The sequence below is a fragment of the Bacillus sp. JHAA genome (genome assembly GCF_036961585.1).
Taxonomy (GTDB): domain Bacteria; phylum Bacillota; class Bacilli; order Bacillales; family Bacillaceae; genus Bacillus; species Bacillus velezensis.
The window spans coordinates 420,277-435,229 of the sequence record NZ_JBAMDE010000003.1 but is presented as its reverse complement, the minus strand read 5'-3'; the positions used below and the strand labels follow the sequence as shown (position 1 = coordinate 435,229).

1 protein-coding gene is annotated in these 14,953 nt (G+C 50.3%); it reads right to left on the bottom strand.

Annotated features, from left to right (window positions below; translation table 11 throughout):
• The gene (locus V7728_RS09460; protein ID WP_099566750.1) at positions 1 to 14,952 is read right to left on the bottom strand and encodes a non-ribosomal peptide synthetase; all 14,952 of its coding nucleotides are present in this window, start codon (positions 14,950 to 14,952) and stop codon (positions 1 to 3) included.
• Position 14,953: the final 1 nt, after the last annotated feature.

Here is a 14,953-nt window from a genome sequence, read left to right as displayed (position 1 = left end):
TTAAACCTCCACTTCATAGGTATCCCAGATGTTTGCCGCAGCTTTTTCGTTCGTTTCTTCTTTGCTGTCCGGCGAAATCAGCCGCTTATTTAATGCAGGCGGTGTTAAAGGATGGCGCTTGATTCGGCGCCCTTCGTCTTCCTGCCACGCTTCCACAATGACGTGGGCGTTTGTTCCGCCGTCGGCAAAGCAGTTAATTCCTGCCGCCGGTATTGGTGACGGCCAGTCTGCCAGAGTGCGGCTGAACTGAATATTGGCCTTTTCTCTATCAAAATGTGTATTTTCATGCTCGCCTGATAAAAACGGGATAAAGCTCTTTTCTTTCAGCATGAGAACAACTTTTATGAAACTTGCAATTCCTTCCGCGCAAAGCGGGTGCCCGATGTTCGGTTTCACAGATCCGATTCCGAGCGGGCCGGCGTCTTTTGAACGGTAGACGGATTGAATGGCCTTCAGTTCTAACAGATCCGTCACGACCGTGCCTGAACCGTTCGCCTCAATATGAGTAATGTCTTCCGGCTGTTTTCCGCTTTTTTCAAGAGCCGTCTTCATGACGGATTTTTGCGCTTCCAGACTCGGCGTAGCCGGGCCTGCCGTTCTTCCGTCATTATTGACGGATGCCGCCTTCACTACGGCATAAATAGAATCTCCGTCTTCAATCGCCTGAGACACGGTTTTTAAAAGAACCATTCCGACACCCTCGCCCAGCACGACTCCATCGGCGCGTTCGTCAAATACATGGAACGACTGCGCTTTACTTAATATGCCGCGCTGTTCAAATAATTTATGGGTTTCTTCTGATTCAAACAGGCTCACCCCGCCGACGACGGCCGCTTTTATTTCTCCTGTTACAAGAGCCTGCACGGCCATATTCATTCCGACTAAAGCAGAAGAACAAGCCGTATCGAGGACAACGCTCGGGCCGCGCATATCAAAATATTGAGAGAGATTTGCGGCCAAATAATTCTGACCCAGCGCGACGATCGGGTTTTTCGCATCCAGCAGTTTCTCTTCACCCGGTCTGTGACGGCTGCGTCCGCCGAGATACACACCTATTGCTTCTCCCTTTATCTCATCCGGCGTATAGCCAGCGTGATACCACAGGTTAAGGCATTCTTCCAGAGCGGCCAAAGCTTGAGGGTCCATTGCCTTTACATCTTCTTCAGCCAGTAAAAAGAAGTCCGGATCAAATTGATTGATTCCATCGAGCATCCCCGCGTAATAAGGCGTCTTCAAACCCCATCGTTCAGCCGGAACAGGACGGATGGCCGAACGGCCTTCAGCCAAAAGCGACCAGTACGCCTCTAAGGAAGCCGCTCCCGGAAACCGACAGGACATGCCGACAACCGCGATATCTTCCCGGTGAATCTGTTTTCCGGCCGGCTCTTCTTGCACCTTAACGGCTTGTGTTTCAATTACCGGCTCAGCCGGCTTTTTCTTAACAGGCTCCGCCGCCGCCAAATCAAACCGTTCCGACAAAACTTCTGTATATCCTTCGAGAAGCCAATTTGCGAAAGATTGAATCGTCGGATATTCATACAGAATGGACGGGTCAAGCGATGCCGAGAGATTCCGATTGATCCGCTGCAGAAGCTGAGCAAGAATAATGGAATCCACTCCGTAATCTTGGAATAATACGTCTGTCTCAAGCTGGTCCTGGTCAATCCGCAGCTCTTCAGAAAATAATTCTTTCAGCCATTCTTCTGTTTTCTTTGTTAATTGAGCGTTGTCTGCGGCAGTATAAGCGGTTTTTTCCGCCGGTTTTACCATAGCCGGACTCATTGGCTGATCCTGCCTGCTCCGCCGCAGGAGTCGCTCCGGCTTCCACAGTTTAGGATTCAGAACGGCCGGCAGCACCGGGCCCCTTGCTGATTCAAGAAGTATGCTGTCAAGGAGCTGTAATCCTTCTGCATTCGTGATGCTGTATAGCCCGCTCTCTTTATAAGCTTTGTTCGTTACCTCGCCCATTCCGGTTTCTTTCCAGTTCGGCCACTGAATGCTTACGATCGGCAGCTGCTCTTTGTATGAGTTTGCAAAATAGTCCATATACGCATTGGCCATGGCATAGTCGGCCTGTCCTGCCGAAAGTGCCGGTATCGCAGCTGACACGGAAGAGAACAAGACGAAAAACTTCAGCGGCTCTTCGCTGAGCACACTGTATAACGCCTGAAGCCCGTCTACTTTCGGCTCGAGCACGCGCTGTATGTCTTCATCGGTTTTTCTGATGAATGCGAGCGTCTCTTTATCGGTCACACCCGCGCAGTGAATCACGCCGCCGATAGGTCCGAGCGTCTGTTTTATCTGACTCAGTTCCTGTCTCAGCCCAGCTTCATCAGCTAACGGGACTGACAAAACCTTCACTTGTACACCTTTGGATTCCAAGTCGAGAACAGCTTCAATTTTCGCTTTTACAGAAGCCGTCACCCCATTCAGTCCGCCCGTCCACTCACTTCGCGGCGGAAGGGTCTCGCGGCCTGTAAGCACCAGTTTTTTCACTCCGTAATGTTCGGCAAAATGGCGTGCGCATAAAAGACCGATCCCCCTCGTCCCTCCGGTGATCAGAAGCACATGGTTGGCCGGAAAATCAATTCTCTCGCCTTTCATATTCATATTTTCTGATCCGCTCAATACGGCGCGGTAGCGCAAGCCATCCCTCCGGCAAACTTCCGCGTCATCAGTGCGGGCATGAAACTCATCGGCAATCTGCTTCGCCAGTTTGTCATCCGAAAGCGCTCCTTCAAGGTCGAGATGCCTTGAAGACAGGTGACCGTACTCGTATGCCAGCATTCTGTACAGACCAGCCCGTTTTGCTCCTGTTGTTTGATTGGCCTCTTTATTTAATGACTCAAGGTCTTTCGTGACACAAAGCAGTGTCATCCCTTCTTTATGCCCATGCTCAATCAATTGCTGAAGCCATTTGATTCCGGCCATGTCTTGAGAATCTTCTTTCGCTGCGCCGAAGAGGTCGATGACTCCGTCAAACGCCTGCCAGTCATATTCACCGGTAAGGTCTGATGCGGTGATGATACGGTGATTCGGCATGTGCGCTGCGATCTCTTCTGCGAGATTGATCGTGTCCCCGCCTGTCAAAATCGCAACGGAACGTGCGCACGGTTCACCCAGTTCGAGCGGGCTCAGTTCCCATTGTTTCGTCAGAATACGTTTCATCCGTTCCTCTGTATGGACCTTCTTTTTGTCAGGATTCTCAGGCACCCAATACGTGTCTTTTGCGAACGGATAAGACGGAAGACTGAGTAAACGCGGCGTACCCTTTTCATACAGCCGGTTCCAATTCAATACGCCGCCTTTCACCCATACCTCTGCCAGCTTGGCGAATTTTCCTTTTTTAATCCAGGCGTCAATGACGATGTCCATATCTTCATCTGCCGTGAACAAGGCAAACGTATCTTTATTGCGGTGAGACTGGCCGGTATACAGCCCGGCAATGTTTTTCTCATTTTTCGTAAATGCTTCCAGCTTTGTTTCCAATTCCGCCATCGTCGCTGCAAGAATGGCCAAGCGCTCTTCCATTTCGTCCCTTCCGGTTTGCAGCGTATAAGCGACGCCCGCCAAGTCTTGATCTGTATACGGCGTTTGACGGATCGCTTTTTGCAGCTGCTGCGCCTGTTCAAACAGTTTTTCTTTTGATTTGGCGGACAAAAGGATGATTGCCGGATTTTCCGGGCTGTGCTCAGGCTGAGCGGCTGCTTTCGGGACATACTCTTCAATAACGATATGGGCGTTGACCCCGCCGATGCCAAATGAGCTGACCCCGGCCCGGCGCGGAATGGCATTTCCGTTTCTATCTTTTGCTGCCGTCCATTCCTGATTTTCCCGCACGATGTAGAAAGGACTGTCATCGAGCTGAATGTACGGATTGATCGTTTCGCAATGCAGGCTTTTCACCAGCGTTTTGTGCTTCATTTGCAAAAGCACTTTCATGACGCCTGATACTCCCGCGGCAAGCTCTAAATGGCCGATATTGCTTTTGACCGAACCGATGCCGCAGCGGTGACCGGAGACTTCAGGCTCTTGATGTGTTTTCGCCAGCTCGTGAAACGCCGCTTTCAAACCGTTTATTTCAATCGGGTCGCCCAATTCGGTTCCTGTACCGTGCGCTTCAATATACGTGACGGTGCTCGGGTCCACTCCCGCTTTCCGGTATGCTTTCACCAATAAATCAGCCTGCAGTTTCGGATTCGGCGAGGTTAACGTATTCGCCCGGCCGCCGTGGTTTTCAGCCGTACCTCGGATCACACCGTAAATCGGATTGCCGTCACGTTCTGCATCTGTCAGTTTCTTCAGCATCAGAATTCCCGCGCCTTCTCCTCTGACATACCCGTTGGCATCTTTGGAGAAGGTTTTGCATTTTCCGTCTTTGCTGAGCATGCCTGCTTTGCTGTAGCTGATATGCGCTTCTTCCGTCAGAATCGTGTTGATTCCCCCGGCAATCGCCATGTCGCATTCTCCGTTTTCTATAGCGGATACCGCCCGGTGAATCGCCACAAGCGAGCTTGAACATGCCGTTTCAATCGGCTCGCTCGGCCCGTGAAGATTTAACAAATAGCTCAAACGGTTCGGACCAATGGAAGGAATCATGCTGCCTGTCGCCGCATGTCCTTCCGGCGCAAGACCTGCCCTTGTGAACAAATCTTTATAACCGGTATTTCCGGTGCCGATAAAGACGCCCGTATTTGTACCGGAAAGGCTTTCCGGCTTACAGCCCGCATCTTCTATCGCCCGCCATGCATAAGTCAATAACAGCCGCTGCTGCGGATCTAAATATTGGGCTTCCCGCGGTGAAATCCCAAAGAACAGCGGATCAAATTCAGCTATTCCGTCGATAAAGCCGCCCCACTTGATATTCGTTTTGTTCCCTTCAAGATTCGGGTCGCCATCAAACGCTTGCCAATCCCAGCGTTCTTTCGGAATGGTTGTGATCGAATCCTTTCCTTCTTTCAAATTGCGCCAAAATTCCTCTATATCCTTCGCGCCCGGGAATCGGCCGCTGATTCCGACAATGGCAACCGGGTCAAAGCGGCGCGGCTCTTGTGTCGCTGCCGCAGCGTTCATTACCGTTGCGAAGCGCTTTTTCCGCTGCATTTTCGGTTTTTGGGCTTTTGGCTGCGCTTTTTTCGGAGACTCTTTCTTCTTTTCGCCGAAACGGCCCGGATGCTCTTTTGCCAAATATCCGGCGAGACCGCTGATCGTTCCGTGCTCAAAGAAAATCGTCGGCGCCAGCTCCAGCTGATACGCTTCATTTAATTGATTCGTAAAGACGGTAAACGATACGGAATCAAAACCGTATTCACTCAATTCCGTATCTGTATCTATGTCTTCACGGTCAACTTTTAAAATGCCGCTTACCATGGCTGTCAAAGCGGTGTGAAGCGTTTGAAGAGATTCTTCTGCATCGTGTTTTTCTTCCGGCTGAGAAGGAAGCCCGGCTTCTGCCTCATCCGTCAAATACTCCGCTAAACTGCGGATCGTCCCGTGTTCGAAGAAGATCGTCGGCGCCAGTTCCAGCTGATACGCTTCATTTAATTGATTCGTAAAGACGGTAAACGATACAGAATCAAAACCGTATTCACTCAGTTCCGTATCAATATCAATCTCGTCTTGGCCGACTTTTAAAATTGAACTGACCAATCTGATAAGCGCACCGTGCCATTTGTCTCCCGAAACGGCGGATACAGGCTCTATTTTCTGCACCTGCGGCTTTTCAGTTTCAGAAACGGACAGGAACGACTGTTTTAATTTCGCTGCGTGTCCTTCGGCTGCTAAAAGCTGCGGCTTTTCCTGAGCCATTCCTTCATAAAATGCAGCCAGGCCTGACGCCTTTTGAAGCGGAACCATGCCGAAAACTTTTTTCATCATTCTCTCCGTCTCGTCTCCCGCCTGCATACCGCCATCTTTCCACAGCGTCCAGTTAAAGGCGACCGTTTTTCCGTGCCGCAGGCCATTCTCCGTAAGGGATTGCCTGTAAGCGGCGTATGCATCCATAAACGCGTTGCCGGCGGCATAATCAGCCTGCCCGACATTGCCGAGAACGCCGGAAACACTGGAGAACAATACGAAAAAGTCAAGATTGCAGTCTTTGCTGGCTTCATCTAAATAAGCGGTTCCGATCACTTTCGGATCAAGCACTTCCCTGAACTCTTCCTTCGTTTTTTGCAGCAGGAAGCGGTCTTGTATCACTCCCGCAGCGTGAATAATTCCGTTAAGCTTTCCGAATTTCTCCGTAATCTCTTTGATCAGCGCTTCATTTTCCCGCCGATCTGCCGCATTCAGCTTTTTGTAGACGACATTTGCGCCTGAGTGCTGAAGCATAGCAAGCTCACGCTGTTTGGCTTCTGCCAGATTTGAGCGGCCCGTCAGAATGATTTTCGGGTGTTTTACGCGACCTGCGATTTCTTTTGCGAACATCAAGCCCAGGCTTCCTGCCCCTCCGGTAATCAGATATACACCTTCGTCCTTCCAGACGGTGCCGCCTCCTGCAGGATGCATTTCTTCCCAAGCCTTCACATACCGTTTTTCTCCTTTATAACGGATATGTTTATCATGCGGCCGATGACTGTCGTTTTTCAGTTTTTGAGCGACAGCCGGCATTTCGCCGATTGATTCCATTTCGATGAGCTGACAGTCAAGTTTTCCGTATTCCAGCTCGGCTGTTTTTAACAAACCTGTTAACCCCGCAAACAATTGCTGGCTGCCGTCTGCTGAAATAACGGTCTGAATCAGAATGCGGCCCTGCCTTTTTTCGCTGATGATCCGCCGGATGTGTTCGGCGATTGTCTGCGCATAGCTTTGGAAGCGTTCAGCGGCTGTTTCACCCTCACCTTCTGCAATCAGCAGTTCGGCGTCTTTCAGGCCGAATGCCGTTTCATCTTTTATACGGCAGGCATCTTCACAAAGTATGATCAAATGCTCATCAGCACGGACAGAAGCTTTCTCGGATGCGGCGGCTTCTTTCCAGACCGGTGCAAACAAGACCTTTTCCGATCCTGATGGCGGCTGAGCCGATTCTGCATCGCCTTCAAGCACTCTCGTAGAGAATCCTCTCACCTTCACGCAAAGCGCTCCTGTTTCGTCGAACAGGTCAATGTCGGCTTTCTGCACGGAATCACCGGTTTGATATCCATCGCTGAAGCGTGCATGCGCCCGCATAGTCGGCGTGCATGCTTTGATGACTTCAAGATATTCCAACGCAAACGGCAGAATCAGCTTTTGTCCGGAAAACTCCTGCATAATACAGATCGTCGCCGTCTGAATAGCCGAATCAATGATGCTCGGATGAAGCGTAAATTGTCCGTTCGTATGAGAAACAGAATCCGGAAGCTGTATGTCCGAAAACACTTCTTTCTCGCCGATAAAGGCGGACTTAATGCCTTGGAAGGCTTTTCCGTGGAACATCCCCCTGCTCCGGCCTTCCCGATAAAAGGCCGCCGGATCAAGAATGTCCGCTTTGCACCTGTTTTGTATGGCAGAAAGGTCGGCCTCAGGCTCTCGTTCAGCCTTTATGATCTCGGCACGCCCTTGGCTGTGCAGCACTTCTTCGCCGTCAGCGTTGACGCTGTAAATGTCATATGAGATGATGCCGTCCTCTTCAGGGAACAGCGCAATATGGACTTGGCGCTCTTGTTCGTGAACGACGATCGGTTTCATCCAGACCGTATGATGGAGCGTTATTCTGTCTTGGTCTTTTAATAAGCCGCCAAGCGCCCGTTTTACCGCTTCATAAGACATTTCCAAATATGCCGCTCCCGGCAGCACCGCTTTTTCCCTGACCACATGATCCTTCAGGAAAAATTCTGAGCCTGTAAACCGTGAGCTGAACCGCTGAACGGCCAAATCCGACGTGTTTTGCTGCACGAGCGGGTGTAAAACTGAGACTCCGGTGTGTGCGGCAGATGTGTTCTTTTCTGCTTTTTTCGGCCAGTACGGCTCCTTTGCAAACGGGTAGACCGGCACGCTGATTCGTTTCGGATGCTTGTCTTTGTAAAGCTTGTGCCAATTAATGGCGACGCCTTTACTCCACATTTCACAGAGCTTCGGTCCTTTTCCTTTCGCAAGCCATTTCTCAATGAGTTCAGCGCTGTCATCATCATCAGAAAGCCAGGCAATATCTTTCGCCTGCTGTTTTTCTCCTCTGAAGCAGCCTGTTACAGCCGGCTTATCATTGATAAAATCGGCAAGCTGCCGCTTCAGCTCCGCAGTGCCGCTTGTGATAAAGGCCGCGCGCTCTTCCATCGCTTCCCTTCCGACTTGGAACGTGTAGGCAAGATCAGCGAGGTCTGTGTCCGTTTTTCTTTCCAGAAAAGCCAGCAGCTGTTTTGCGTACTCCTTCAGACGATCTTTTTTTCTGGCAGACAACGGAATGATGAACGGACCGGCAGCGTCTGCTGCTTTAGATGCATCCGGATATTGTTCAAAAATCGCGTGTGTGTTTGTTCCGCCAAGACCGAAAGAGCTTAAAGCCATGCGGTGCGCTCTGTTCTCACGGGTTAACTCTTTCTTTTCTTCCGCTACGTAAAACGGAGAGTCTTCTAAATGAAGATTCGGGTTCGGCTCTTTGTAATTGATGCTCGGCGCGATTTCCTGATGATATAAGCTCATGACAACCTTGATGCAGCCCGCCATTCCTGCCGCTGTATCCAAATGCCCAAGATTTGTTTTGACTGAACCGATGCCGCAGTATTGTTTTTTATCTGTATATCGGCCGTACACCGATTGAAGTGCGGACAGTTCGATCGGATCGCCGAGTTTTGTTCCTGTGCCGTGAGCTTCGACGTACGCGATCGTTTCGGGATGTATGCCCGTCTGATCAATGACCTTCTGAATGACCTCAGCCTGTCCTTTGACGCTCGGCGCATAAAATCCGACCTTATCCGCTCCGTCGTTATTGACGCCGATTCCGCGCAGCAGCGCATAAATATGGTCGCCGTCCTTAACGGCATCAGACGCTTTTTTCAAGAGCACGGCGCCGGCTCCTTCACCGCCGATCATTCCGTCAGCATCCGCGTCAAACGCTTTAATATGCCCGTCGCTCGAAAAATTCAGCCCCGGCTGATGAACATATCCGGCGCTTGATTCCGTATGAAGGGTCGCACCGCCGACAAGGGCGTACTTGGCTTCGCCGGACTGCAGGCTTTGAAAAGCCGAATGCAGGCCGATTAACGAAGATGAACAGTTGGCATGGACAAAATAGCTCGGCCCTTTCAACCCGAGTTTATGAGAAATCATCGTCGGAATCGTACCGCTTTGGGCAAGCACCCATGACACGTAGCCATCCGGCGTTTCCAGCTGTGCTGTCGTCTCCTCCGGCAGCAGGCTGCGGTAAGAGTTCGTGCTGGCAGACATATACACGCTTGTTTCCGGAATTTCTTTGGAGATATATCCCGCATCCTCGATTGCCTTCCATGAATGGAGCAAAAGCATTCTCAGCTGAGGATCCATATATTCCGCATCTTTCGGTGAAAAGCCGAAGAAACCGGGATCAAACATTTCTTTCCCCTCTAAAACTGATTTAGCCGGAACGAAGCCGGGATGATCAGCCAGTTCTTCAGAAATACCGAATCGGCGGAGCTCCTCTTTTGAAAAGAAGGTGATGCTTTCTTTGCCTTCTTTGATGTTATTCCAAAATTCATAATGATCTTTCGCTCCCGGAAACTCACAGGATATACCGATAACCGCAAGGCTGTCCTCGTAATAATCGGGAAATTCTTCCGCCGGATGTTCCCGGTCTTCTGCATTCACTTTCTTTTGCGGTACAGGAGCCAAAACGGCTTCTTTCGGTTTTTGCTCAGCGATATACCGGCTGATGTCTTTTACCGTCGCGTATTCAAACAGCTCCGTTACACTGAATTCACAATCCAGTTCCTGCGTCATCCGGTCAGTGACAGTCACGGCAAGAAGCGAATCTCCCCCCGCATCAAAAAAGCGGTCATCAAGCTCTATATCTTTGCTTTTCAATACATCCTGCCAAATCGCCAGTACGGCCTGCTGGATATGAGATGATGAAAATGTTTGTGTGTCCGGCTGCTTTTCCGTCAGATCGCGGGCAGCAAGAAGCTTGCGGTCCACTTTTCCGTTCGGCGTAAGCGGCAGCTCTTCAAGACGGACAAACGAAGCTGGCGCCATATAGGCCGGCAGCGCTTGTTTCATATGATTGCGCAATTCCTTTGCAGACGGAAGCGGCTCTCCGTTTTTCCGGATATAAAACGCGCAAAGCTTCTCATTTCCGGAGTGATTGTTCACAACAACTACACTTTCCTGTACGGCCGGATGGGCATTCAGCCTGCTCTCAATATCTCCGGGTTCAATCCGGTAGCCGCGGATTTTGACTTGGGTATCCATCCGTCCCATGTATTCAATGCGGCCGCCGGGAAGAAAACGCGCCATATCGCCTGTTTTATAAAGCTTTGATCCCAGTTCGAGCCGATGGCTGACGAAAGCTTTATCTGTCAGCTCAGGCTTGTTGAAATACCCTCTTGCCAATCCGTCTCCCGCAATACAAAGTTCTCCCGGCACCCCTTCTAAAACAGGGTTGAGACCGGAATCCATAATATACACGCGGGTATTGGCGATCGGGCGCCCGATCGTAAGCGCGCTCTCATTTTTCGTTATCCGCTGCACCGCGGACCAGATTGTCGTCTCTGTCGGCCCGAACATATTCCAAGCCTCACTTTTCGTATCGAGAAACTGCTGCTTCAATTGTTCGCTAAGGGCCTCACCGCCGCAAAGGATTTTCACATTTTCTTCATTTGACCATCCGGAATGAAAGAGCATTTTCCACGTAAACGGCGTCGCCTGCATGATCGTCGGTTTGTACTCTTGAATCAGCTCTTTCAGCTTCCGTGCGTCTTTTGTGACTTCTGTCTTACAGATGTTGCACTCCGCTCCTTTGATTAAAGGAAGGTAAAGCTCCAGTGCCGCGATGTCAAAGCAATATGTCGTGACGGCAAGCAGTTTGTCTTCGGACGAAAGCCCCGGTTCATTCGCCATCGAGATTAAGAAATTGGTCAGCGCCCGGTGCGGAATCATGACGCCTTTCGGTTTGCCCGTGCTGCCCGACGTGTAAATGACATACGCCAGATCGTCAGGTGTCACTAACCGCTTCAGCGACGTTCTTTCCGCGGCTGTACTTTCAATATGAGACCACTCGCGGTCAATGGCAGTTGTCTGCACGCCTCCCCAGTTCAAAGAGTGCTCTAAATCAGCTGTCGTCAGGCACATTGAAATCCTGCTGTCGGCGATCATATATTCCAATCTGTCAGCGGGATAAGAAGGATCAAGCGGCACATACGCTCCTCCGGCTTTTAAAATGCCGAGAAGTCCGACAGCCATATGCAATGAACGGTCTGTATAAATGCCGATGAGATCATCAGGGCCTGCACCGTGCGCCTGCAAATAGAGCGCCAGCTTCGTGCTTTTTTCATCAAGCTCACGGTACGTCAGCTGTTGCTGTTCATACACGACCGCACAAGCGTCCGGCGTTTCTGCCGCCTGACGTTCGAATAATTCATGGAAGCAGGCATTCGGATATTCACGGCTTGTTTCATTCCAAGTCTTAAGAATCATGTGCTCCTCTCTTTTTGTCATGAGAGAAACGTTCTCAAGCGGCATATCCGGATTCGCCGTCAAAGCTTCAGCAGCTTGTACAAATTGGCTGAAAAGTCTGGCCGCCCCTGCTTCGTCGAATAATTCGGTGCTGTATTTAATCGTAAGATCCATGCCTGATGCTTCTTCCCACATTTCAAATACAAGATCATATTCCCCCTCCTGATGAATGTCTTTTACAAACTCACAGGAGAATTCCTTGTATTCATCAAGCATCGATTGATAGCTTGAATGCTGCAGAAAGTTCTGATAGAAAAAGGCATTGCTGAAAACAGGCGAACCGTTCTGCAGGGGTTTCGCATGCACATCACGCACCATTTTCGGAAACGGATAAAAGGAGTGATCCAGTCCGTCCAGAACGGCATCCTGCACCTTTTGAACAAAGTCAGCAAATGTTTCTTTTCGTCCGGCTCTGCTCCGTATGGGAAGCATGTTGAGGAAATGGCCGACCACTCCGTCAAAGCGTTCTTCGGGTCTGACCATTGCAGGCATGCCTGTCACAATATCTTCCTTATCCGTATATTTGCTTAAAAGCACCATATAGCAGCTCAGCATGACGGTAGACAAATGAATCGAACGGGATGCGGCAAACGCCGTTATATTATTCAGCAGCCGTTCGGGAAGACGGCGTGTCAGCGTATCTTCTGTAAACTCCGGAACACTGCTGTCCGTGCGCATCGGCGGAAGCTGAAGATCAGGCAGATCGCCCTCGAGCTGTTTCATCCAGTAAGCGCGGGCAGCTTTGCTTTCGTCACCCGCTAAATACCGCTTTTCCCAAGCCGCGAAATCGGGATGAATACCGGGAGCGGCAGCCGTAAACTCTTCTTTTCCCTCCAGCAGCGCCTGATAATGTTCCAGCAGACTGTGAATAAATGTAATGGATGAAATGCCGTCAAACACGATGTGGTGAATGACCGTCAAAAGATAATGTTCCTCGGCGGATTTTGAAAGCAGCTGCACGCGCAGTAAAGGTCCGCCTTCTTTGACAAACGGCTCTTTCACTTTTTTCCGTATCAGAGCGGATATTTGTGATTCATTGACGTCAGAAATATCTTCTTCCGAGAATACAAAAGGATCTGCCGCTTCTATGAAATAAAACCCGCCTTCTGTTTCATTCACGGCGCTTTTGAGCATCGGATGCTGCTTTAATACGAGCTGAAACGCCTGTTTCAGTTTCTCTTTGTCGATTCCGGATGTGAATCGGAAACAGAGCGGGACATGGTATGCAGTCGTTTCAGGCGACATTTTCTGCAATGTCCACAGCCCTTTTTGGACTTCTGAAAGCGCTGGTGCCGTTTGCCGTCTCTCCCGTTCTGCCGGCGGTTCGGCTTTTTGGGGATGATGGTCCGCTGACATGTTTGCCGCTTTTTCAGCAGTATAAGCCGCTAAAGCGCCAATCGTCGGGTTTTTGTGCAGCTCTCTTGCCGTCAGCCGGATGTGATACGTTTTTTCAATTGATCTGGCGAGTTTCATCATCTTGATGGAATTGACGCCAAGACTTTGAAACGGTGTATTTGGATCAACGAGCTCATCCGCGATGGAAAGTTCCTCTTTCAGAAAACGGATAAAATCCCGTTCAATTTCTTTCTCTGCAGAAGCCGTGTCTGAATTGCCGCCTTCTTGTCTGTTATTATGTAATGAATCAAATTGCCCTTGTTCAAATGAATGTTTCAGCTGAGTGCGCTGGATTTTCCCGATCGCCGTCTTAGGAATGTCTTCTTTTGCGACCGGAAGCAGATAATCAGGGGTAACGCCGATTCTCTGTGTCACGTGCTGGTGAATGTGATGAAGAAGCTTCGTCATGCGGTTCTCATCCAACGGAACAGATGTCACAAAGAAAATCGCCAGCTCATCTGTCGTGCTTTGATTCGGCCGGACGGCGCATGCCGCTGTATATGACGTTTCAATTTCCGGCAATTCCTCAACGGCTGATTCAATGGCATGGCTGTAATAATTCACACCGTTGATAATGATGGCATCTTTTGTGCGCCCCGTTATCGTCAGGCGGCCTTCACGCAGAAATCCGAGATCTCCCGTTTCAAACCAGCCGTCTTCTGTAAAGACACTCTCATTTAAGTCCGGGCGCTCATAATATCCGCTCGTTACAGTCAGACCCGACACTTGGAAGCGGCCGATTTCTCCTTCTTCCACCACTTGATTGCGGTCATCCGTAATTCTCATATTAAATCCCGGGATCGGCAGACCGATCTCGACGAAACGATCGTCGTCATTCGTGTTTTCCAGTGTAAACTCATCTGAGAAAATAACGCCTGAAGACGTTTCGGACATTCCCCATGCGGGTCGGATGGCATTAGCCGGCAGACCGTGCGGCTCTAAAAGCTCCATAATTCTGCGTCCGACTTTCGCAACCGCGGCCTCCCCGCCGTTCAGCATGTAACGCATGGAAGATAAGTCCCATTTCCGCGTTTGAATCTCTTCTGCAAAATCGGCAAGCAGCCCAAAGGCAAAATTGGGGGCCCACGTGACCGAAGCGCGGTAATGATCAATCAGATCGAGCCATTTTAAAGGGTCCATCAAAATGGATTCGCTCGGTATGTTGATTTCCTCACATCCGAGATAAACATCACGCAGATGAAGCATTCCGATGCCGCCGACATGGTCAAAAGGCATCCAGTTAAACGTGACATCCTCACTTGTATAGCCCTGCATCTGAATATTTCCTTTGACCATGCAGACGATGTTTTCATGGCTGAGCATCACGGCTTTCGGCGTGCCCGTGCTTCCCGAGGTCAAAAGCAGCATCGCCAAATCTTCGGGACGGGGATGATGACAGTCCGTATCCATTTCGTGCGCACTGAGATCTTCTGCCGCCAAAGCGCAAAACCCGGAAAGCTCCTGCTCCTCCGCCCATTCAGTCATCTCCGGCAGCACGTCACGGCTTGTGATGACATACGGCCGATTCAAAAGCGTCCAGGCGTCTTTCAGTTTTTGCGTCCCGCTGTTCATTTCTGTATAAGCCGGAGCGGCCGCAAGCGGAACCGGGATCGCTCCTAAAAAAACACAGCCCCAAAAAGCAGGAATCAGCTGGGAATTGTCACTGAGCTGTAATATGACTTCATCCTGAGCCTTCACTCCTGATTGGCGGAGCCCTTTCACAATCGAAAGAGCGATCTTTTTCAGGCCGCTGTAAGTCTGGTACACTTTGGTGCCGTCAGGCTGTATATATGTGATGCCCTTTTGATCTCCCGCTGCCGCGGCGGTTTTGTGCAGGACTTCAGGAATCGTCATCGGCTGATCCGCTGAAAGCCGCAATGATTTTCCATAGCTGACAGATGGCTTGAGTAACCCGCTTGCCTTCATATCACTTTTCATA